Origin of the sequence: Pseudomonas sp. NPDC089547, from assembly GCF_050280665.1 — a bacterium.
Classification (GTDB): domain Bacteria; phylum Pseudomonadota; class Gammaproteobacteria; order Pseudomonadales; family Pseudomonadaceae; genus Aquipseudomonas.
Genome location: NZ_JBNNVS010000065.1, coordinates 1 through 20,810, shown reverse-complemented (window position 1 = coordinate 20,810; position 20,810 = coordinate 1). Strand labels below are relative to the sequence as shown.

General features: G+C 63.2%; 25 protein-coding genes. 17 read left to right on the top strand and 8 right to left on the bottom strand.

What is annotated here, in order from left to right:
* Positions 1 to 176: 176 nt before the first annotated feature.
* Positions 177 to 497 (bottom strand): hypothetical protein, encoded by a 321-nt coding sequence (locus ACQKPZ_RS26130; RefSeq protein ID WP_391125184.1) that lies wholly within the window; start codon positions 495 to 497, stop codon positions 177 to 179.
* An 86-nt stretch (positions 498 to 583) separates the two neighbouring features.
* Positions 584 to 1,174 carry a cysteine hydrolase family protein gene (locus ACQKPZ_RS26125; protein WP_391125187.1) on the bottom strand — a complete coding sequence of 197 codons (591 nt, stop codon included), beginning with the start codon at positions 1,172 to 1,174 and terminating at the stop codon, positions 584 to 586.
* A 180-nt stretch (positions 1,175 to 1,354) separates the two neighbouring features.
* Between ACQKPZ_RS26125 and prmB the strand changes: the two genes are divergently transcribed.
* Complete coding sequence (prmB, locus tag ACQKPZ_RS26120; protein ID WP_392517450.1) at positions 1,355 to 2,263, top strand: 50S ribosomal protein L3 N(5)-glutamine methyltransferase; 909 nt, start codon at positions 1,355 to 1,357, stop codon at positions 2,261 to 2,263.
* 93 nt (positions 2,264 to 2,356) lie between these two features.
* Here prmB and ACQKPZ_RS26115 read toward each other — a convergent pair whose 3' ends face one another.
* Positions 2,357 to 3,139 carry a hypothetical protein gene (locus ACQKPZ_RS26115; RefSeq protein WP_427543791.1) on the bottom strand — a complete coding sequence of 261 codons (783 nt, stop codon included), beginning with the start codon at positions 3,137 to 3,139 and terminating at the stop codon, positions 2,357 to 2,359.
* Positions 3,140 to 3,204: 65 nt separating this feature from the next.
* Positions 3,205 to 4,167: an alpha/beta hydrolase gene (locus ACQKPZ_RS26110; RefSeq protein ID WP_427543788.1), complete on the bottom strand. Its 963-nt coding sequence runs from the start codon at positions 4,165 to 4,167 to the stop codon at positions 3,205 to 3,207.
* A 225-nt stretch (positions 4,168 to 4,392) separates the two neighbouring features.
* On the opposite strand from ACQKPZ_RS26110, the gene aroC reads away from it, so the two are divergent.
* The 3 genes from aroC to ACQKPZ_RS26095 all read left to right on the top strand — a co-directional run bounded on the left by aroC (position 4,393) and on the right by ACQKPZ_RS26095 (position 7,307).
* On the top strand, positions 4,393 to 5,484 hold the full coding sequence (aroC, locus tag ACQKPZ_RS26105; protein WP_427543785.1) for a chorismate synthase: 1,092 nt from the start codon (positions 4,393 to 4,395) through the stop codon (positions 5,482 to 5,484).
* A 132-nt stretch (positions 5,485 to 5,616) separates the two neighbouring features.
* Positions 5,617 to 6,771 carry an MFS transporter gene (locus ACQKPZ_RS26100; protein WP_427543782.1) on the top strand — a complete coding sequence of 385 codons (1,155 nt, stop codon included), beginning with the start codon at positions 5,617 to 5,619 and terminating at the stop codon, positions 6,769 to 6,771.
* Positions 6,771 to 7,307 carry an oxidase gene (locus ACQKPZ_RS26095; protein ID WP_427543780.1) on the top strand — a complete coding sequence of 179 codons (537 nt, stop codon included), beginning with the start codon at positions 6,771 to 6,773 and terminating at the stop codon, positions 7,305 to 7,307. Before ACQKPZ_RS26100 ends, ACQKPZ_RS26095 begins: the two co-directional genes overlap by 1 nt.
* Positions 7,308 to 7,430: 123 nt before the next feature.
* On the opposite strand, the gene ACQKPZ_RS26090 is transcribed toward ACQKPZ_RS26095, so the two are convergent.
* The gene (locus ACQKPZ_RS26090; RefSeq protein ID WP_391125206.1) at positions 7,431 to 7,703 is read right to left on the bottom strand and encodes a DUF3509 domain-containing protein; all 273 of its coding nucleotides are present in this window, start codon (positions 7,701 to 7,703) and stop codon (positions 7,431 to 7,433) included.
* 265 nt (positions 7,704 to 7,968) lie between these two features.
* On the opposite strand from ACQKPZ_RS26090, the gene ACQKPZ_RS26085 reads away from it, so the two are divergent.
* Both ACQKPZ_RS26085 and ACQKPZ_RS26080 read left to right on the top strand, forming a co-directional pair.
* Positions 7,969 to 8,493, top strand: a complete 525-nt coding sequence (locus ACQKPZ_RS26085; protein ID WP_391125209.1) for an ankyrin repeat domain-containing protein — start codon at positions 7,969 to 7,971, stop codon at positions 8,491 to 8,493.
* Positions 8,494 to 8,552: 59 nt separating this feature from the next.
* Positions 8,553 to 9,083, top strand: a complete 531-nt coding sequence (locus ACQKPZ_RS26080; RefSeq protein WP_391125212.1) for a hypothetical protein — start codon at positions 8,553 to 8,555, stop codon at positions 9,081 to 9,083.
* 124 nt (positions 9,084 to 9,207) lie between these two features.
* Here ACQKPZ_RS26080 and ACQKPZ_RS26075 read toward each other — a convergent pair whose 3' ends face one another.
* Complete coding sequence (locus ACQKPZ_RS26075) at positions 9,208 to 10,146, bottom strand: ZIP family metal transporter (RefSeq protein WP_391125215.1); 939 nt, start codon at positions 10,144 to 10,146, stop codon at positions 9,208 to 9,210.
* Between the two features lie 126 nt (positions 10,147 to 10,272).
* Here ACQKPZ_RS26075 and ACQKPZ_RS26070 point away from each other — a divergent pair, with 126 nt between their 5' ends.
* Together ACQKPZ_RS26070 and ACQKPZ_RS26065 are read left to right on the top strand one after the other, a co-directional pair.
* Positions 10,273 to 10,464 (top strand): PLDc N-terminal domain-containing protein, encoded by a 192-nt coding sequence (locus ACQKPZ_RS26070; RefSeq protein WP_012271091.1) that lies wholly within the window; start codon positions 10,273 to 10,275, stop codon positions 10,462 to 10,464.
* Positions 10,465 to 10,738: 274 nt separating this feature from the next.
* The gene (locus tag ACQKPZ_RS26065) at positions 10,739 to 12,796 is read left to right on the top strand and encodes an LTA synthase family protein (protein ID WP_427543777.1); all 2,058 of its coding nucleotides are present in this window, start codon (positions 10,739 to 10,741) and stop codon (positions 12,794 to 12,796) included.
* 62 nt (positions 12,797 to 12,858) lie between these two features.
* Here ACQKPZ_RS26065 and ACQKPZ_RS26060 read toward each other — a convergent pair whose 3' ends face one another.
* Positions 12,859 to 14,331 carry a NosD domain-containing protein gene (locus ACQKPZ_RS26060; RefSeq protein ID WP_427543774.1) on the bottom strand — a complete coding sequence of 491 codons (1,473 nt, stop codon included), beginning with the start codon at positions 14,329 to 14,331 and terminating at the stop codon, positions 12,859 to 12,861.
* 244 nt (positions 14,332 to 14,575) lie between these two features.
* Here ACQKPZ_RS26060 and ACQKPZ_RS26055 point away from each other — a divergent pair, with 244 nt between their 5' ends.
* The 3 genes from ACQKPZ_RS26055 to def all read left to right on the top strand — a co-directional run bounded on the left by ACQKPZ_RS26055 (position 14,576) and on the right by def (position 16,429).
* Positions 14,576 to 14,755 carry a CsbD family protein gene (locus ACQKPZ_RS26055; protein ID WP_110637020.1) on the top strand — a complete coding sequence of 60 codons (180 nt, stop codon included), beginning with the start codon at positions 14,576 to 14,578 and terminating at the stop codon, positions 14,753 to 14,755.
* Between the two features lie 181 nt (positions 14,756 to 14,936).
* Positions 14,937 to 15,896, top strand: coding sequence for a YihY/virulence factor BrkB family protein (locus ACQKPZ_RS26050; RefSeq protein ID WP_427543771.1), 960 nt, complete (start codon positions 14,937 to 14,939; stop codon positions 15,894 to 15,896).
* Positions 15,893 to 16,429: a peptide deformylase gene (def, locus tag ACQKPZ_RS26045; RefSeq protein WP_427543768.1), complete on the top strand. Its 537-nt coding sequence runs from the start codon at positions 15,893 to 15,895 to the stop codon at positions 16,427 to 16,429. Before ACQKPZ_RS26050 ends, def begins: the two co-directional genes overlap by 4 nt.
* Here the strand turns inward: def and ACQKPZ_RS26040 are convergent.
* Positions 16,384 to 16,752 (bottom strand): GNAT family N-acetyltransferase, encoded by a 369-nt coding sequence (locus ACQKPZ_RS26040; protein WP_427543765.1) that lies wholly within the window; start codon positions 16,750 to 16,752, stop codon positions 16,384 to 16,386. The genes def and ACQKPZ_RS26040 overlap by 46 nt on opposite strands.
* A gap of 357 nt (positions 16,753 to 17,109) precedes the next feature.
* Between ACQKPZ_RS26040 and ACQKPZ_RS26035 the strand changes: the two genes are divergently transcribed.
* From ACQKPZ_RS26035 to ACQKPZ_RS26010, 6 genes are all read left to right on the top strand, one after another.
* Complete coding sequence (locus ACQKPZ_RS26035; protein WP_172285903.1) at positions 17,110 to 17,367, top strand: DUF2790 domain-containing protein; 258 nt, start codon at positions 17,110 to 17,112, stop codon at positions 17,365 to 17,367.
* 300 nt (positions 17,368 to 17,667) lie between these two features.
* Positions 17,668 to 18,000: a type II toxin-antitoxin system HicB family antitoxin gene (locus ACQKPZ_RS26030; RefSeq protein ID WP_325979800.1), complete on the top strand. Its 333-nt coding sequence runs from the start codon at positions 17,668 to 17,670 to the stop codon at positions 17,998 to 18,000.
* Positions 18,001 to 18,146: 146 nt separating this feature from the next.
* Positions 18,147 to 18,572: a YybH family protein gene (locus ACQKPZ_RS26025; RefSeq protein ID WP_391125237.1), complete on the top strand. Its 426-nt coding sequence runs from the start codon at positions 18,147 to 18,149 to the stop codon at positions 18,570 to 18,572.
* Between the two features lie 44 nt (positions 18,573 to 18,616).
* Complete coding sequence (locus tag ACQKPZ_RS26020) at positions 18,617 to 18,961, top strand: YciI family protein (protein ID WP_284354108.1); 345 nt, start codon at positions 18,617 to 18,619, stop codon at positions 18,959 to 18,961.
* A 20-nt stretch (positions 18,962 to 18,981) separates the two neighbouring features.
* Complete coding sequence (locus ACQKPZ_RS26015; RefSeq protein ID WP_427543762.1) at positions 18,982 to 19,467, top strand: SRPBCC family protein; 486 nt, start codon at positions 18,982 to 18,984, stop codon at positions 19,465 to 19,467.
* Entirely contained in the window at positions 19,467 to 20,705 is a 1,239-nt protein-coding gene (locus ACQKPZ_RS26010) for an RNA polymerase sigma factor (RefSeq protein ID WP_427543759.1), read from the top strand. Before ACQKPZ_RS26015 ends, ACQKPZ_RS26010 begins: the two co-directional genes overlap by 1 nt.
* Positions 20,706 to 20,810 lie beyond the last annotated feature (105 nt).

Below are 20,810 nucleotides of genomic sequence, written 5' to 3'. Positions count from 1 at the left end.
CTCTGGCAGGCTGATTCGTGCCTGGATGTTGCTGAGAGAGGCCGTGGGCTTTTCTACTGAAAATTTGCCTCCGGCCATAGAATCTCCCACAGGGATATCACAGCACCTGAAGACAGTGGGGTACCTGTGGGAGCGGGTTTACCCGCGAAGAGGCCAGCACAGGTGATACACCACTATCAATCGTGCTTTTTCATCAGGTGCGGCGACAGGTTCAACTCGCGCCCGCGACGCAAGCGAATCCGGCTGCGCCGCCAAAACCGCACACCCAGCCACAGCAGCAGCAAACCAGCCCCGGCAAGGATGCTGGACAGTGGCTTGTTGGTGTTGAGTTCTTGCAGGGCAGGGTAGTTGCCCAGCAGGCCGGCAACGCCTGCCATGGCTAGCAACACGCCCAGGGTCGCCAGCAGGGCCGACAGGCCGGCCGCCAGGCGGGCGCCCCAGTTACGCGGTTGGCGCGGGCGCAGGCGCTTGGCGTCGAAACTGCCTTTAAGCTTCATTCCGCTCTCCTCTGTGGATATCCGGAATTCGACCTGCTGCCGCCCATCGGGTTCCGCCCGGCTGCCGGGCGGTCGCGCCCAGCCGCTTAGATCAGGCTGGCGGTGGGGGCCACGCAAGCGAAGTTGTCGGCCATCACGGCCATTTCGCACTGGTGGATCTGCGCGGCCGGGATGACGCCATCCTTGAAGGCCAGGTCGCGGGTAGCCGAGGCGTCTTCCACCAGGGTGCAACGGTAACCATAGTCCTTGGCGCGGCGCACGGTGGTGCTGACGCTGGAGTGGCTCATGAAACCGCAGACAATCAGGTCCAGATGGCCCAGCGCCTGGAGTGTTTCGTGCAGCTGGGTGTTCTTGAAGGCGTTGGGCATGCGCTTTTCAATGACGATTTCGCCTTCCTGCGGCTCGAGCCCCGGAATGAACTGGCCGGCCGGGCCCTGTGGGTCGAAGCGGCCACCGACGGTGCCAAGGTGGCGAACATGGATGATCGGGCGGCCGCTTTTGCGTGCAGCGTCGAGCAACCGGGCGATGTTGGCCACGGCCTCGTCCATGCCCGACAGCTGCAGGGGCCCACTGAGGTACTCCTTTTGCGCATCGATGATGATCAGGCTGGCGTGGCTCAGCTTGGCCGGCGGGTAATCGCGGCCAGTGAGGCGGAACATCGTGGTTGGAACGGACATCAAGGGCTCCTTCGATAGGGCTTTTGTATACCTATTCTCCCCTGCCTTGGCGCCAATGGGAATGGTTGACAACGTAAGCGGCATGATTACTGGCCTGTGGCTAGCCATTGGGCAAGGCAAACAAACAAATGTGCGGGTGGGGCTGTTAGACTTTTGTCCGGTCTTAATCAGGAGTACCCCGTGATCACATCCCGCCTGCGCACGCTGCGCGACTACATCCGCTGGGCGGTCAGCCGCTTCCACGAGCACGACCTGTTCTTCGGCCACGGTGCCGACAACGCCTGGGACGAAGCCCGCCTGCTGGTACTGGGTGCCGTGCACCTGCCGTGGGAGGTCGCCGACAGCTACCTGGACTGCATGCTCGAGGACGACGAGCGGGTGCGCCTGCAGCACCTGCTCAAGCGCCGTATCGAAGAGCGCGTGCCGGCCGCCTACCTGCTGGGCGAGGCGTGGTTCTGCGGCATGTCGTTCATCGTCGACGAGCGGGTGCTGGTGCCGCGGTCACCCATTGGCGAACTGATCGAAAAACGTTTCGAGCCGTGGCTGGCCAGCGAGCCGGCGCGCATCCTCGACCTGTGCACCGGCTCGGGCTGCATCGGCATCGTCGCCGCCGAGGTGTTCCCCGAGGCCGAGGTAGTACTGGCCGACCTGTCGTTCCAGGCCCTTGAAGTGGCCAACCAGAATATCGAACGTCACGGTCTGGACGGCCGCGTGTACACCGTGCAGGGCGATGGCTTTGGCGGTTTGCCGGGGCAGCGTTTCGATTTGATCCTGTCCAACCCGCCGTATGTCGATGCCGAGGACTTCGACGACATGCCGGCCGAATACCACCACGAGCCTGAGCTGGGCCTGGCCTGTGGCAACGACGGCCTGGACCTGGTGCGGCGCATGCTGGCCGAAGCGGCCGACCACCTGACCGACAAAGGCTTGCTGATTGTTGAAGTGGGCAACAGCCAGGTGCACGTCGAGGCGCTGTACCCCGAGGTGGACTTTGCCTGGCTGGAGTTCGAGCGTGGCGGGCATGGCGTGTTCATGCTGACAGCCGAGCAGTGCCGCCAGCATCAGGAGCTGTTCAAGGCCCGGGTCTGACCTTCAGGGCCTCTTCGCGGGTAAACCCGCTCCTACAGGTACGGCGTTGCCCTCTGTGGGAGCGGGTTCACCCGCGAAGCAGGCGACGCGGTGTCAGCGGGTGGCAATCCAGATCAGCAACCCCGCCTGGAACACCGCAAACGCCACCAGGCAGGTGATGGTAAAACGTAACCCGCCGTCTTCGCGCTGGTACTTGGCCACCCGCTCATCGCGCTCGCGCAGTTGCACTTCCTTCTCCTGCAACTGCAGATCGGCCTGCTGCAACAGGTTGGCCGCATCCAGAATCTCCACCCGCTGCAGGCGCTCGCTGCTCCAGGCCGCCTTGAGCTGGCCCACCGTCATGTCCACGGTGCGTCCCTTCAGGTGCTGGCCATCTTCGTACTCCACTTCGATGCCCACCCCGCGCAGGCAGTGGTCGCGGCGCAGGCGTGACTCTTCGCTCAGCGCATCCTTGCTTGCCAGCGGCATGCCCTCTACCCGGTAGTGCGACCACTTGCGCTGCAGCCACTGCACGGCCTGGGCCAGCATGAAGCGGCCGATGCCGCGGTTCACAGGCTCCAGTTGCAGGCCGTGCTCATTGCCAATGCGCACCAGGCGTTGGTCATGGTCAACGCGGATGTCCAGGCGGTTCTGTTCCTTGTACACTTTTTGCCCGGGTAGCTGGATCTCCATGCGCAACAGGCTATGGGCCTTGTCATGGCGCTCGGCATGGCCGAACTGCACAAAGCGCAGCGGCCGGGCGCCGGTGCTGCGGTCGGTGGGCAGGGCGGCCAGGCGCAGCAGCTGGAAGTGTTCGACGGCAAGGTCGGCCCAGGGCAGGGCGGCGCTTGGCTGGGGGTCTTCGGCCGGCTCTACGGCGGCGGGGGCGGTCGTCATCAGGGCTTGTCCTCGGCTATGCCTGCTGTATCGGCAGGCTTGCCGCGGACCTGAGCCCGTTTCGCTTACGCCGAAGGCAAATGCTGGATGAACGTCACAATTTGCTCACCCAGCTCGCGCGCCAGCGGCAGCTCGGGGTTGAGGTAGCTGTCGCGCTGCTGGCTCATGCCTTTCGGGCTGATGCGCAGCATGTGGTTCATGCCGTCGATCAACACCAGTTGCGCGTCCGGCTTGGCTGCTTTCAGCCGTTCGGCGTCATCAACGTCCACCTGCACGTCGTTGCGCCCCTGTACGATCAAGGCGGGCATGGGCAGGCGGGCAAAGGCCGCTGCCGGGTTTTGCCGGAACAGCGAAATCAGGTACGGCTGCACGCTGGGGCGGAACACCTGGCGCAGCGGTGCCGGCACCTCCAGGCTGGTTTGCCCGGCTTGCAGGCGGTCGAGCAGGGCGCTGCCACCGGCCAGTTGCGCTGGCGGCAGGCGCTGGGCCAGTTGTTCGCGCAGCACCTCGGCCAGTGGCCTGCCGCTGCCGGCCAGGGTGATGACCGCACTGGCACCGGCTTGCTCGGCGGCCAGGCTGGCGATCAGCGCGCCCTCGCTGTGGCCGATGAGAATCAGCGGGCCGAAGCGCGGGTCGGTCTTGAGCTTGTGGCTCCACGCGACCACGTCTGCCACGTAGCGATCCACGCTGAGGTCTCGCTCGTCGGGGGTGGCCGGCTGGCTGGCGGCTACCCCGCGCTTGTCGTAGCGCACGCTGGCGATGTGCTCGTTGGCCAGCAGCAGGGCCAGGCGCTTGAGGTTGTCGACCCGGCCCGACGCCGGGTTGTTGCCGTCACGGTCGGTGGGCCCGGAGCCGGCGATGATCAGCACCACCGGCGGTGGGGTGGCCTGTTGCGGCAATAGCAGGCTGCCGTGCAGCACGCCCTGGCCGGTGTCCAGGTCGATGGGGCGTTGCAGCACGGTGGGGGCGGCGGCCTGAGCCAGGCTGGTGCACAGCAGGAAGAGCAAGGCGACGAAGCGCGACATCATGCGGTACTACATGGGGAGATGGAGGTTTGACCCAATGTTTTCGGGAAGGTTCTCGGGGTGCGCATGGCAGGTTCGGCCTCTTCGCGGGCATGCCCGCTCCCACAGGTATTTCACAATGTTCAGGTCTGTGGGAGCGGCCATGCCCGCGAAGAGGCCAGCACAGGCGATCAAAGCATCTGTATACTGCCCCTTTCGTCCATTTCAGGCAGATCTCGCGGAGCGTCCATGTCCGGCAATACCTACGGCAAGCTGTTCACTGTCACCACCGCTGGCGAAAGCCATGGCCCGGCGTTGGTCGCCATTGTCGATGGATGCCCACCGGGCCTGGAAATTTCCCTGGCCGACCTGCAGCACGACCTCGACCGGCGCAAGCCCGGCACCAGCCGGCACACCACCCAGCGCCAGGAAGCCGATGAGGTGGAAATTCTCTCCGGCGTGTTCGAAGGCCGCACCACCGGCTGCTCGATCGGCCTGCTGATCCGCAACACCGACCAGAAGTCCAAGGACTATTCGGCCATCAAGGACCTGTTCCGCCCGGCCCACGCCGATTACACCTACCACCACAAATACGGTATTCGCGACTACCGCGGCGGTGGCCGCAGTTCAGCCCGCGAGACGGCCATGCGCGTGGCAGCCGGCGCCATCGCCAAGAAGTACCTGGCCACCCAGGGCATCACCGTGCGTGGCTACATGAGCCAGCTGGGCCCGATCGAAATCCCGTTCAAGACCTGGGAATCGGTAGAGCAGAATGCCTTCTTCAGCCCCGACCCGGACAAGGTGCCGGAGCTTGAGGCCTACATGGACCAGTTGCGCCGTGACCAGGACTCGGTGGGTGCCAAGATCACCGTGGTGGCCGAGGGTGTTATGCCAGGCCTGGGCGAGCCGATCTTCGACCGCCTGGACGCCGAACTGGCCCACGCGCTGATGAGCATCAACGCAGTCAAGGGCGTGGAAATCGGCGCCGGTTTCGCCAGTGTGGCCCAGCACGGCACCGAGCACCGTGACGAGCTGACCCCGGAAGGCTTCCTCAGCAACAACGCTGGCGGCATTCTGGGCGGTATTTCTTCGGGCCAGCCGATCGTTGCCCACCTGGCACTGAAGCCGACTTCCAGCATCACTACTCCGGGCCGCTCGATCGACATCGACGGCAACCCGGTGGACGTTATCACCAAAGGCCGCCACGACCCGTGCGTGGGCATCCGCGCCACGCCGATTGCCGAGGCGATGATGGCCATCGCGCTGATGGACCACCTGCTGCGTCACCGCGCGCAGAATGCTGACGTGCAAGTGAATACCCCGGTGCTGGGCCAGCTCTGATTCACCCGTGCCGGCCTCTTCGCGGGCTTGCCCGCTCCCACAGGTAATGCGCTGCCCTCGGGGCCAGTGATATCCCTGTGGGAGCGGGCAAGCCCGCGAAGAGGCCGGCCCAGGTCCCCACAAGGCCACCCCATGCAACCCATCCCCTACTGGCGCCTGTCCAGCTTCTACCTGTTCTACTTCGCCTTGCTAGGCTCCACCGCCCCCTTCCTGGCGCTGTACTTCGACCACCTGGGTTTCTCCCCGGCGCGCATCGGCGAGCTGGTGGCCATCCCCATGCTGATGCGCTGCGTCGCCCCCAACCTGTGGGGCTGGCTGGGCGACCGCACCGGGCAACGCTTGCTGATCGTGCGCCTGGGGGCGTTGTGTACCCTGGCCACCTTCGCCCTGATCTTCTTCGGCAAAAGCTACGCCTGGCTGGCGCTGGTGATGGCCCTGCATGCGTTCTTCTGGCACGCGGTGCTGCCGCAGTTCGAGGTCATCACCCTGGCCCACCTGCACGGGCAAACATCGCGCTACAGCCAGGTGCGCCTGTGGGGCTCGATAGGCTTCATCCTTACCGTGGTGGGCCTGGGCCGCCTGTTCGAATGGCTGAGCCTGGACATCTACCCGGTGGCGCTGGTCACGATCATGGCCGGCATCGTTGCCGCCAGCCTGTGGGTGCCCAACGCACAGCCGGTGGAGCAGGGCGAGCGTAGCGGCGCGGGTGGCTTCCTGAAGCAGCTGCGGGCCCCCGGGGTGATCGGGTTCTATGCCTGTGTGGCGCTGATGCAGCTCAGCCATGGGCCGTATTACACCTTCCTTACCCTGCACCTCGAGCACCTGGGTTACAGCCGCAGTGCCATTGGCCTGCTGTGGGCGCTGGGCGTGGTGGCCGAAGTGCTGATGTTCATGGTCATGAGCCGCCTGTTTGCCCGCTTCAGTGTGCAGCGCGTGTTGCTGGTGAGCTTCCTGCTGGCGGCCTTGCGTTGGCTGTTGCTGGGCAACCTGGCAGGTGAGCCTGCTGTACTGATCTTCGCCCAGTTGCTGCATGCGGCCACATTTGGTTGCTTCCACGCCGCCAGCATCGCCTTCGTGCAGGCCAGCTTCGGCGCCCGCCAGCAGGGCCAAGGGCAGGCGTTGTATGCGGCGCTGTCGGGCACCGGTGGTGCCTTGGGGGCGTTGTATTCGGGCTACAGCTGGAAACTGCTGGGGCCCACCTTCACCTTTGGTATGGCCAGTGCCGCAGCTTTGGCCGCAGCCGTTATCATTGCCCTTTGTTCGCAACCGACCAGGACCCGCCCCTGATGAGCATTCTCAGTGTTTTCCACCCCTCAAGCCCGGAACTGCCGAACAAGGTGTTGACCCACCACGACGACATCGCTGCCACCCTGGCCGAGCAGGGCGTGCGCTTTGCCCATGCCGAGCATGGCCTGCGGGTGCGACCTGGCACGGCCCAGGAAGAGGTGCTGGAGACGTGCCGTGAATACCTTGATCAGCTGATGACCTCACACGGCAGCAAAGCCTTCGTGTTGTTGAACCGTGAGGGTGACGACCCGGTGCAGGCCGATGTGCGCGATGAGCATGTACATGACGCCGACGAGGTGTTTGCCTTGGTCAGCGGGCGGGCTCAGGTTGGGCTGCGCTTGGGCGACTGGGTCTATTCGCTGCTGTGCGAGAAGGGTGACCTGCTGGTGCTGCCGGCGGGGACGCGGCGCTGGGTTGAGCTTGGGGCTACGCCGTTTTGCCTGGCGTTTCGGTTGTATGGCAGCGAGCAGGGCGTGCAGGCGCAATTTACCGGGGACGTGACTGCGCGGGCGTTTCTGGGGATCGACGAGTTGTAATGCCTGTGCTGGCCTCTTCGCGGGCTCGCCCGCTCCCACAGGGATATCACTGTCCAGTAGGGCAGCGCTGAATCTGTGGGAGCGGGCGAGCCCGCGAAGAGGCCAGATCAGGCAACGTAAAATTCAACGATAAGTCGGCAGGGCAAAGCGCTGCTGGCTTTGCAACATCGAAATCACAGGCAACTCACTGGCCTGTTCAGCCAGGTCCCGGCGAATGGCGCTGATCGCCCAGGACAGCTGCTCGGCACTGTGCAGTTGCCCATAGGTGAGCACCCGGCGGGTAACCTTGCCATCCGCTGCGCGCAGGGTCAGCAACACACCGCCGTCAGGGCGGGCCTGGGTTTTCACCTGGTAAGCAGAAAATACCGAGACGAACTTTTGCTGGATGAGGTCCATATCAACTCCTGGCTGTTGTGTGGCAGACATGAGTGGATAGTTGCAGCGACCGTGCCAGAACGCGAAGTCAGTAAAAACCCAGTAAATACAGGAGCTTAGGTGGATTTTGCAGAAGCGCCGTCGTGCAGCCTGCATGGTCATGCATTTTGCACAGTGCATTTTGCACGGGTCAGCCCTTGCCTATCAGCCCCATAGAAACTGAACCTTTGACCACACTGGCATGCCTGACAAAAAATTGGGCAATCATTTCTGCCAGGAGGTTCCAATGACTCGCCAAGCCGCCCCCGCCACCATGACCGACGACGAAACCGCCGCATTCGCCGAGCAGGTATTCGAACGTGCCCGCCAGGGCGATGCCGAAATGCTCGAGCGCCTGCTTGGCAGCGGCCTGCCGGCCAACCTGCGCAATCACAAGGGCGACACGCTGCTGATGCTGGCGAGCTACCACGGCCACCACGATGCAGTACGCGTGCTGCTGGCCAACGGTGCCGACCCGCTGATTGCCAATGACAATGGCCAGCTGCCCATCGCCGGGGCCGCATTCAAGGGGGACCTGGCCATGATCCGCCTGCTGCTGGAGCATGGCGTGCCGGTGGATGCTGCCGCACAGGACGGGCGCACCGCCCTGATGCTGGCGGCCATGTTCAACCGCTGCGAAATCCTCGACTTCCTGTTGGCCCAGGGTGCCGACGCGGCGCGCCAGGATGCCCGTGGTGCGACTGCGCTGATGGCGGCACAAACCATGGGCGCAGTGGACGCTGCCGCACGCCTGCAAACGCTGGTCGGTTAACCGCAAGGGGGCATTTGCGGCTATCCTTGGCGACTTTTCACCCGTCGCAGGCCCCTTTCATGAAAACTCAGTTGCTCGAATTCATCAGCCTCATTGGCGCCGGCTGCATGCGCGAGGCCGATATCGAGCGCATCGCCGACGAGGCCGCCCAGGCCTATGCCGACCCGGCCGCCTTCCTTGCCGCCAACCCTGATATCAACTACGACGACACCTTCCCGATGCCGCTGGGTGAATGGGTGGTACTGGGCAGCCTGCCGGACACCGTGGTGTTCCAGGCCGACAGCTACCAGGACCTTTTCCAGCAGATCAGCGACTCGTTCGACAACAGCGTGCCGTTCACCCTCAAGCCCAAGCAGCTGGCCCGCACCGAGCCACTGACCGCGCTAAACCGCATTCAGGTGCAGATGGGGGCGTTGAACAAAGAGGCCGGGGGTTATGTGCTGCTGAACTTCAGCCAGTTGCTGGATGACGAGTTGCAGATGGTGATGGTGGGGCAGAACGACTTGGCGCGGGTGCTGGAGTTGGGGGCTGAGGTGGGCATCAAGGTTGAGCCGGCCCTGGAAGCCCTGAAGGTCGCCGTCCACATTTGAGTTCACCTATTGCTTCTTCGCGGGCTTGCCCGCTCCCACAGGTACAGCACTGGGCCTGAGGGCAGTGGAGTTCCTGTGGGAGCGGGCGAGCCCGCGAAGAGGCCAGTACAGGCAGCGTGAACCTTCAGCCCAGCGCCGTATCCAGAAACATCATCACCGCAAACCCACCCATCAACCCCAGGGTCGCCGCCGTCTGGTGCCCGTTGCGGTGGGTTTCGGGTATCACTTCGTGGCTGACCACAAAGATCATCGCCCCGGCCGCCAGGCCCATGCTGATCGGGTAGGCGAGGGCAAAGCCGGTGGATATCCCCAGCCCGATCACCGCCCCCAACGGCTCCATCAACCCCGAGCCGACCGCCACCAGCGCAGCCTTGAGGCTCGACAGCCCGGTGGCACGCAAGGCCAGCGCCACGGCTAGCCCCTCAGGAATGTCCTGGATGGCGATGGCACTGGTCAGCGGCAGGCCGATATTCATGTCGCCATTGGCAAAGCTCACACCAATCGCCATGCCTTCAGGCAGGTTGTGCAAGGTGATCGCCAACACAAACAGCCACACCCTGCTGATGCGCTCGGCCTCGGGACCGCATGGGCCGGTGCTTTCGTGTTCGTGCGGGGTAAAACGGTCCAGCCCAAGCATCAACAGCACACCCAGGCCCATGCCCAGCACCACGGTAAACGCCGCAGCCGGGCCGTTGCCGGTGATCTCGCGGGCGGCATCCAGGCCCGGCAGAATCAGCGAAAACGAACTGGCGGCCAGCATCATGCCGGCGGCAAAACCCAGCATCACGTCCTGGGTGCGGGCACTGACATCGCGTAGCACCACCGCCAGCACCGCGCCCAGGGCGGTGGCGCCAAAGCCCGACAACCCGCCCAGCACGGCCAGGTGCAGGTTGTCGGCATGGTCGCCATTTACCGCGTTCCACAGGCTGGCGCCCAGCAACACGATCACCGCCAGCAGGCTGAGGCCCAGGCCGGCGCTGAGCCAGGGGGTATTCACGACCTGCTGGCGCCAGGCGCTCAGCAATGAGGGTGGGGCGGCACTTTGCGTGTGGGCGGGGGGCATGCGAACCTCGAATCTGTGAATACTGGCAGTCTACTCAGGGACCTGTGGTCACGGCCAAGGATTCCCTTCTATCGCGCTGATAGCTGACTATGCTGTGCAGCAAAGCCTTTGGACAGGAGTTTTGGCATGGGGTCTACCTTCAACAGCCTGGTGGGGCTGATTATCCTGGCGCTGGATATCTGGGCCATTCTCAATGTGATCAAGAGTGGCAGCGAGGTGGGCATCAAGGTGTTGTGGATATTGCTGATCGCGCTGCTGCCGGTGGTGGGGCTGGTGATCTGGGCGATTGCCGGGCCGCGGGGGAATGTGCGGATCTGAACGCTCCACGTACCCTGTGTAGGAGCGGCCTTGTGTCGCGATGGGCTGCACAGCAGCCCCAGAATTTCAGCCACGACATCAATTTTTGGGGCTGCTGCGCAGCCCATCGCGACACAAGGCCGCTCCTACAGGGAACTGCATTACTGACATAGTCAGTAATGCGGCCGTGACAAAATTTTCACATTGGTTTAAACAGAATCCGCTCCCGCACAATGCTGCGTTGGTCTAGCGCCAGCGCCTCTTCGCAAACCGCAATCCTAGGACCTTCCCATTCATGGCTAACACGGACGCCTTGAAGCAACAGGGCGCGCGAACGTCGTTTTCGCCGACCCTGAAATCCCACCTGGCCTATACGCTGCTCAGCGGCCTGGTGATCATGCTGATGCTCAGCCTGGTGCGCCTGGCGCTGCTGGTCTACAACAGCGACATGGTCGGCGATACGCCGTATTCCACCGTTGCCGAAGGCTTCCTGAACGGTTTGCGCTTCGACCTGCGCGTTGTGGTCTACCTCAGCATCCCACTGCTGCTGGCCATTCTCAGCCCCTGGGCCATGGCCCGGCGTGGCGTGTTCCGCTTCTGGCTGACCCTCACCTCAAGCGTGGTGATGTTCCTCGGCCTGATGGAAATGGACTTCTACCGCGAGTTCCACCAGCGCCTCAACGGCCTGGTGTTCCAGTACATCAAGGAAGACCCGAAAACCGTCATGAGCATGCTCTGGTACGGCTTCCCGGTGGTGCGCTACCTGCTGGCCTGGGCCTTCGGCACCTGGCTGCTGAGCCTGCTGTTCAAAGGCATTGACCGCATCACCCGGGGTGAGGGCGTGCAGCGCGTTGCGCCGTGGTACAACCGCCTGGCGGTGTTCATGGTGATTCTGCTGGTGGCTGTGGTCGCCGCCCGCGGCACCCTGCGCCAAGGCCCGCCGATGCGCTGGGGTGATGCCTTTACCACCGATTCCAACTTCGTCAACCAGTTGGGCCTGAACGGTACCCTGACCCTGATCGACGCCGCCAAGAGCCGCTTCGGCGAGGACCGCGCCAACATCTGGAAGCCGGTACTGGAGCAGAACGTGGCCACGCAAAGCGTGCGCGAACAGCTGCTCACGGCCAACGACACCCTGGTCGATGCCGATGAGGCTGCCATCCGCCGCGACTTCGTGCCGCCGGCAGAGGGCACCCTGCCGATCAAGAACGTGGTGGTGATCCTGATGGAGAGCTTTGCCGGCCACTCGGTAGGCGCGCTGGGCAGCCCCAACAACATTACCCCGTACTTCGACAAGCTGGCCAAAGAAGGCCTGCTGTTCGACCGCTTCTTCTCCAACGGCACCCATACCCACCAGGGCATGTTCGCCACCATGGCCTGCTTCCCCAACCTGCCAGGTTTCGAATACCTGATGCAGACCCCGGAAGGCGGCCACAAACTGTCTGGCTTGCCAGCCCTGCTCAGCGCCCGCGACTACGACGATGTGTACGTCTACAACGGTGACTTTGCCTGGGACAACCAGTCCGGGTTCTTCGGCAACCAGGGCATGACCACCTTCATCGGCCGTAACGACTTCGTCAACCCGGTGTTCTCCGACCCGACCTGGGGCGTGTCCGACCAGGACATGTTCGACCGCGGCAACGAGGAACTGGCCAAGCACGATGGCAAGAAGCCGATCTACGCGCTGCTGCAGACGCTGTCCAACCACACCCCGTACGCGCTGCCGAAGGACCTGCCGGTCGAGACGGTGACTGGCCAGGGCCGCCTGGACGAGCACCTGACAGCCATGCGTTATTCGGACTGGGCGCTGGGCCAGTTCTTCGAGAAGGCGCGCAAAGAGCCGTACTTCAAGGACACCCTGTTCGTCATCGTCGGCGACCATGGCTTTGGCAACCACCAGCAGGTCACCGAGCTGGACCTGGGCCGTTTCAACGTGCCGTTGCTGCTGATTGCCCCGGGCATTCAGGAGAAGTTCGGTGCGGTGAACCACACCGTGGGTACCCAGGTTGATATCGTGCCGACCATCATGGGCCGCCTGGGTGGCCAGACCCGTCACCAGTGCTGGGGCCGCGACCTGCTCAACCTCCCCGAGGGCGACCAGGGTGTGGGCATGATCAAACCGTCGGGCAGTGAGCAGATCGTTGGCCTGGTACAGGGCGATCGCATCCTGATCGAGTCCAAGGACATGAGCCCGCGCATGTACCGCTATCAGCTGGGCAGCGAGTTCAAGGCCGAGCTGATCGAAAGCCCGGACCAGCCGGAAATGCTCAAGAAGCTGGAAGCGTATATCCAGACAGCGACTAAAAGCCTGCTGGATAACACTGCCGGTGTGGTACACGGCACGCCGAAGTAAGGCTGCAAGAAGGGCCGCTTTGCGGCCCATTCGCGGGTTTACCCGCGAATGGGCCGGTAGCCTCAGCGGCTAACCGGCAGGCTTAGCTCAGAGGTAGCCCCGTCAGCCGTAGTCACCGTCGCAGTAAAGCTGTGCAACCCGCCGATGTTCTCCAGCACCTGGGCAAACCGTGCCTGCCCTTGCGTGTCGCTGTTCACCAACACCTCCCCGAGATACTGCTGCGCCTCGGTACCCTGCGCCTCGGCATTGCCAAAGAACTCTACCCGCAACAGGCTGGACACCGGCCCTCGCACCTCGCCGCGCAGCACATTGCCTTCCAGTGCAATCAGCCGTGGTGCCTGCTGGTTATGGTTTGGCAGTGGCTGGCAAGGCTTGGGCTCGCCCTTGGCATCGCAGATAATCGCCTGGTCTTTCTTCGGCAACTCGGCCCCAACCCCGCGTGACCCCACATAAAGCGCATGCGCCTGCGCCGGCACGCCAAACACGATAGCGCCGGTGCGCTGCGCTGGCACGCATGAACCGCCTGCCTCGCAGCGGCGGATATCCTGGCTGTTGCCCCAGATGCGGTTGGCGCTCAAGCGCGTTGCCGTGGTGTCCGACTCCGGCCGCAGGGCCACGCCGATGCGGTTGCCGTGGATCAGGTTGCCGTCAAGGATGTTGCCTTCGCCAGTAACGCTGACGCCGATCGAATTGCCGCTGAAGGTGTTGGCCGCCAGGTAGTTGCGCTTGCCCCAGTTGATCTGCAGACCGTCGGAGTAGTTTTCGAAGCGGTTGCGTACCACGCTGTTGTCGTTGCCCAGCAGAATCTCGATGCCCTGCGAGGGCTCAGGGTTGGCCGCGGTGGAGCGGAACAGGTTGTCGGCCACCAGGTTGAAGGCGGCGCCGCGGGTCAGTTCCAGGCCGTCGCCATTGTCGATCAGCTGGTTGCGCAGCACCTTGTTGTTGTTCGTGGTGGTGGCGGTGGGGTTACCCGCGCCGTCGTCACCGGTCAGCATGATGCCCGCGCCGCCTTTGTTGGCGACGATGCGGCTGTCTTCGATCACGTTGCCGCTGGCGCGGTTGACCAGGATGCCGATGCAGAAGTTGCGCACCTCCAGGCCGCTAAGGTGCACGCCCTGGGTGTCACGCAATACCAGCCCGGGGTTTGTGGTGGTGCGCACGTTGGTGCCGAACTGGCCAGGCAAGGCGCCGGGGCAGGTGCGTACACCCTGGTCCTTGATGTAGGCCGAACCGTCGATGGCGATGTACTGCCCATCGTGAGCCCAGGGCAGGCCGGTGATACGTACCGGGCCTTTGATTTCCGGCAGGGCACGGTTGGGGCGGATCACGTAGGGCGGTTTGCCGATGGCGGCGATGTCGATGCGGTACTGGCCGGGGTTCTGGTTGCTGGTTTCGATGGCCCAGCGCAGCGTGCCGGGCTGGCCGTCGTCGGCATAGTGGTCGACACGCAGGGTTTCGGGGCTGGCCGGTGCGGCGGCAAGGGCGGGCAAGGGGAGCAGTGGCAGCAAAGCCACGAGTGCAGGCATCAGACGCATGGGGTGCGGGTATCCGGAGACATTGTTCTTATGGAGTGCCCGCCTGCTTTGGGCGGACGTTTGCGGAGGATTCTAGGGCAGCCGTGATGGCTGCGCAGAGGGGCGGGGGCGATTCGGTGCGGTATTCGCCCGCAGTTTTACCGCTTGGCTCAAGCGATACAAATTTGTTGAAACTCCTGGCGAAGGCGGTGGGTCCACCCTCTGTCGACACGGTTTATGTGTCTCCCATTGCAGGAGTTTTGCCATGAGCGGTACTAAAGACAAAGCGAAAGGCTTGGCCAACGAAGCGATCGGCAACATCAAGCAGGGGGTCGGCAAGGTGACCGACAACGACAAGCTGCGGGCTGAGGGCAAAGCGCAGGAGCTCAAAGGCGAGGCGCAGCAGATCAAGGGTAATGTGAAGGATGCAGTGAAGAAGCCTTGATTCAAGGCAGCCTGACCCGGCCTCTTCGCGGGCTTGCCCGCTCTTTGTGGGAGCGGGCAAGCCCGCGAAAAGGCCGGACCTGTTGTAAGCAAATTCTTCAAGCATGGCCGGGAGCAGCACAGCAACCGCATGGTCTATTAGACTTGTCTGTTGTAATGATCAAGCGGCGAAAGGAGACGCTATGATTTTCCCCGACCTGCGCGGTTTGCCCCTGCACCGCGTGCTGGTACGCACCGTCAAGGAATTTCTTGACGACGAGATGTCTACCTACGCCTCCGCGCTGGCTTACCAGGCGTTGTTCTCGCTGTTCCCCTTCCTGCTGTTCCTGATTGCCCTGATCGGCTTTTTGCACCTGCCGGACTTCTTCTCCTGGCTGCGCCTGCAAACCGAAATGGTACTTCCCCCCCAGGCACTGGAGCAGGTGAACCCGGTCATCGACCAGTTGCAGCAGTCCAAGGGTGGGCTGCTGTCGGTGGGTATCGTGATTGCCTTGTGGACCGCCTCTGCGGGCGTGCGCCTGATGATGAGTGCCATGAACGCGGCCTACGACGTGCCCGAAGGCCGCCCGGTATGGAAGCGCATACCGCTTTCCATCATTTACACCGTTGGCCTTGCCGGCATGTTGCTGGTGGCTGCGGCGCTGATGGTGCTGGGCCCGCAGGTCATGGAGTGGATCGCTTCGCAGGTTGGCATGCAGGAGTTCATCGTTACGCTGTGGACCATCCTGCGTTGGCCGGCGATCATCATCCTGCTGATGGTGGCCGTGGCCGTGATCTACTACGTAATGCCCGATGTAAAACAGAAATTCCGCTTCATCACCCCAGGCTCGGTGCTGGCGGTGGTGGTGTGGATCGTGGCTTCGCTGGGCTTTGCCTACTACGTGAAGACCTTTGCCGACTACAACGCCATGTACGGCAGCATTGGTGCAATCATCGTGCTGTTGCTGTATTTCTATATCTCGGCCGCCGTACTGCTGCTTGGCGCCGAAATGAATGCAGTGATCGAGCACATGTCAGCCGAGGGCAAGAACCCGGGCGAGAAGGATTTCGGTGAGCACAAGGCCCCGGACACCATCACTGTGCTGGGCCATGAGCACCCGGCTTCGAGCGAGCCGCAACCATCCGAGCCGAACCCCAGATGATCCGTGACATTCTCAAGATGGGCGACGAACGCCTGCTGCGCGTCGCCCCGCCCGTGCCCGAGCACCTGTTCGGCACGGCCGAGTTGCAGCAACTGATCGACGACATGTTCGAAACCATGCGCCATGTGGGCGGTGTAGGCCTGGCCGCGCCGCAGATTGGTATCGACCTGCAACTGGTGATTTTCGGCTTCGAGCGCAGTGAGCGCTATCCAGATGCCGAAGCTGTGCCGCAGACCATCCTGATCAACCCGGTGATTACGCCGACGTCTACTGAGGTCGAGGACGGGTGGGAAGGTTGCCTGTCGGTGCCTGGCCTGCGCGGCGTAGTACCGCGCTTCAAGCACATCTGCTACGAAGGGTTCGACCCCCAGGGCAACCCGATCAACCGCTTTGCCGACGGCTTTCATGCACGGGTGGTGCAGCACGAGTGCGATCACCTGATCGGGCGCTTGTACCCGTCGCGCATCCAGGACTTCGCCAAGTTCGGTTACACCGAGGTACTGTTCCCCGGGCTGGACGTTAGCGAAGACTGACCCCGCTCCAGCGCTACCAGGCGTTTGCTGCGCTGGTAGCGCAGCAGGCGCCCGGCCAGGGCTTCGGGCAGTTGGCCGGCCACGTGGAAACCCAGGCGTTGATAGAAGGGCGCCAGGTCCGGGTGGCAGAACAGCCAGACCGACCCCTTTGCCTGCTCCAGCGCCGCGTCGATCAACCGCCCGGCTACCCCTTTGCTGCGTTGTTGCGGGTCGACGAACAGCCCGGTCAGCCAATGGCCATCGCCCACGGGGCTAAGGCTCAAGCCCGCAATGATGCCCGGCGCCCTTGCCACCCACAGTTGCGCATCGCTCGCAGCACGCATGCGCGAGCCGTGCTGGCGGTAAAAATGGTCCAGCAGCCGGCGTTCTGTGGCCGGAAGTGCGGAGCAGTGAAGATTTTTTAATGAGATGGCGAATCCTGCCCTTATAGCTGACCAAAGGCTCTGGCCTGATAGTTTGCGGCCAATTTGACGCAGATTGTTGCAAATCCGGCAAGGGTGAATATCCCACTACGGGGTTCAACTATTGCCAAGCGGGAGTAGACTTTTACACATCCCCCCTGGCAGTACGAAGCGGGATCGGTACTTCGTGCCATCTTCACCGTAGATGGCAACTTCTCCGCGCCGTTTACGGCAATAGAAGTCAATCGATCAGCTTGAATGCTCAAAAGGCAAATCCACATGAAACCATTACTGATTCTTGCATTGGTCGGTATGTCCTCGTTCGCCCTCGCCGATGAGGCCAAACCCGTCTCCAGCCAGCCTGTGGCCCAGCAGTACGACTACTCCATGAACCTGGATATCAAACGGGTGATCAACCTGTCGACCATCCCCAACGTCTGCGAAGTGGTACCTGCGACCATGACCTATGAAGACCACCAGGGCCAGGTGCACACCATCCAGTACCGGGCCATGGGTGAGGGTTGCCAGCAGGGCTGATTGGACCGCCCGCAGGAGTACGCGGAACCTGGATACCACGCAATCCTGTAGGAGCGGCCTTGTGTCGCGAAAGGGCTGCGAAGCAGCCCCAATGTTTTAGAGCAGATGCACAAATTGCTGGGGCTGCTTCGCAGCCGTTCGCGACACAAGGCCGCTCCTACAGTTGTCGGCGCTTATCGATCAGATGTCTACAGGCGGGCAAAAGGTCATGAGTTTGAAAGATCCTGAATGGATATCGAGATGAGTGTGCTATCTAGATTTGATAGCATTCTTTGTGGGTATTTGGGCAGGAGTCAGGACATGAGTTGCATGCGCTACAAAGGCTATGCCGCGCGTATCGAGTACGACGCACGTGATGACATCTTCGTCGGCCGTGTGCTCGGTATGCGGGACATCATCAGTTTTCACGCAAGCTCGGTGCCCGAGTTGCATGATGCATTTCGCGAGGCGTTGGAAGACTACCTGGCCGACTGTGCAGAGCAGGGCATCGCACCGGAGAAACCAGCCTCGGGTAAAGTGATGCTGCGTATACGCCCAGAAGTTCATGCCGCCGCCAGTGTTGCTGCCCGTGCTGCCGGCAAAAGCCTGAACCAGTGGGCTGACGAGGTTTTTGAGCAAGCGGCAATGGCCTGAGGCAGGGCGCCCCCGGGTGCTACCGTGGCACCATCAACACACAATAATTTCCAACGCCTGTCGATTCCTCTGCCCCCCGTTCGACCATAGCTGAAGGCACGCTTCACAGCGTGCCCACTCCCTATGTCCTGTCGGAGGAACCCCCGATGAGCACCGCAGCCGAAACCGAGATCCGTCAACTGATCGAGCGCTGGATGCAGGCCGTGCGCGATCGCGACATCCCCAATATCACCGCCCCCTACGCCGACGACATCGTGGCCTTCGATGCCATCCAGGCCCTGCAATTCAAAGGCAAGGCCGCCTACACGGCGCACTGGGAAATGTGCATGGGCATGTGCACCGGCCCCATGGTCTTCGAGCTGGCCGAACTCACCGTACACACCGCTGGCGACCTGGCGCTGGCCCACTGGCTGAACCGCTGTGGCCCGGGCGATGACGAAAGCCAGTGCGGCTTCATGCGTGCCACCGTGGGCTATCGTCGTCAGGGTGGCCAGTGGCAGGTGATCCACGAGCACTGGTCGGCGCCGTTCGACATGGAAACCCAGAAAGCCCTGTTCGATCTCAAGCCCTGAGCTGTTATCGCCAAACGCACTTTGCCAACGCCCTGGAGGCGACCATGAAATACCTGTGCCTGGTCTATTGTGACGAGGGGCTGCTGCACAGCCTGCCAGACAGCCCCGAAGATGCTGAATGCATGGCCTACGCCGAAGCCATCCACGGCTCCGGGCGCATGCTGGCGGCTGAGGCGCTGAAGCCGGTGCAGACGGCCACCACGGTGCGCGTGCGTAACGGGCACATGAGCCTGACCGACGGCCCGTTTGCCGAAACCAAGGAGCAGCTGGCCGGTTTTTACCTGGTGGAGGCTCGCGACCTGAATGAAGCGCTGAACATTGCCAAGGGCATTCCCGCCGCACGGGTCGGCAGCGTCGAGGTAAGGCCTGTGCGCGAACTGCAACCCTGACCGCTACGGAGAACAACAGCATGAGCCTTGCACCCACTGCGCAAGCGCAACACGAGTTGTGCATCAGCCGCCTGATCGACGCACCCCCGGCCAAGGTGTTCCGCGCCTGGACCGAGCCACAGTGGCTGATGCAGTGGTGGGGGCCGCATGGCATGACCACCCCGGAGTGCGAGATGCAGTTGTGGGCCGGCGGCCTGTTCCGCACCCTGATGCGGGCGCCGGATGGCAGCGAGTACCCGACCCAGGGCGTATTTCTGGAAATTGCCGCGCCACGTCGGCTGGTGTTCACCGATGCCTTCAGCCCCGGTTGGGTGCCGTCGAACAAAGCCTTCATGACCGCTGTGATCAGTTTTGACGAAGAACAGGGCAAAACCCGCTACACCGCCCGCGCCTGGCATTGGAACGCCGCGGACTGCCGGGCCCATGAGGAAATGGGCTTCTACCAGGGCTGGGGAGAAAGCCTGGACCGCCTGGTGGAGGTGGTAACCCAGCGGATGCCCGACTGATGACGGCACTGGCACAGGTGCGCGCCGAAGTCGAGGCGGTGTACCGCCGGGAGTCGCGGCGCATCCTGGCAACGTTGATCCGCCTGCTGGGTGATTTCGACCTGGCCGAGGAGGCCATGCATGATGCCTTCTTCATCGCTGTCGAGCGCTGGCAGCGCGATGGCATCCCCGATAACCCCCGGGCGTGGCTGGTGTCCACCGGGCGCTACAAAGCCATCGATGCGCTGCGCCGGCGTGCCCGTTTCGACCGCTCGCAGGCAGACTTGAGCATGCTGCTCGAAGGCCAGGCACAAGACCCCAGCGAAGAAGAGCTGCTGGCGGACGACCGCCTGCGGCTGATCTTTACCTGCTGCCACCCGGCCTTGTCCGCCGATGCCCAGGTACCGCTGACCCTGCGTGAAGTCTGCGACCTGACCACCGAGCAGATTGCCCGCGCCTTTTTGCAAAGCCCGGCCACCATTGCGCAGCGCATTGTCCGCGCCAAGGCCAAGATCCGCGATGCCGGCATCCCTTACCAGGTGCCGGAGCTGATCGAACTGCCCGAGCGCCTGGAGAGCGTGCTGCGGGTGATCTATCTGGTGTTCAACGAAGGTTACTCGGCGTCATCGGGCGAGGCGCTGGTGCAGCAGGACTTGAGCGACGAAGCCATTCGCCTGGCACGGTTGCTGGTGCAGCTGCTGCCCGATCCGGAGGCGGTCGGCCTGCTGGCCTTGATGTTGCTGCAGGCATCCCGGCAGCAGGCGCGAACCGACACCCAAGGCAACCTGGTGGTGCTGGAACAGCAAGACCGCCGCCTGTGGGACCGCCGACGGATTGACGAAGGTTGTGAGCTGGTGCGCCAGGCCCTGCAAAGCCGGGCGTTTGGAGCCTATACCGTGCAGGCGGCGATAGCCGCGGTTCACGCGGAAGCAGCAACGGCTGAAGAAACGGACTGGGCGGAGATCGTCGGGCTGTACGACGTGTTGCAGCGGCATTGGCCGTCAGCGGTGGTAGAGCTGAACCGGGCTGTGGCGCTTTCAAAGCGGGATGGGCCGGAGGCCGGTTTGCGGGCCGTCGAGGGAATTCTGGCGCGTGGTGAACTGTTGGACTATCACCTGGCACATGCGGCGCGGGCTGAGCTGCATTACCAACTCGGGCAGGTGGAGGAGGCGCGGGCGGCGTGGCGGCAGGCGCTGGTGCTGACCCGGCAGGCGCCAGAGCGGCGGCATATCGAGCAGCGGTTGCAGGCTCTGGAGTGATGGTAGCTGCGCCGGCCTCTTCGCGGGTAAACCCGCTTGTATGGTAGGACTTGAAGGGAGGAGGAGGGTCATAACTCGCTTCTGACTGTTCGCGCAGTACAGACC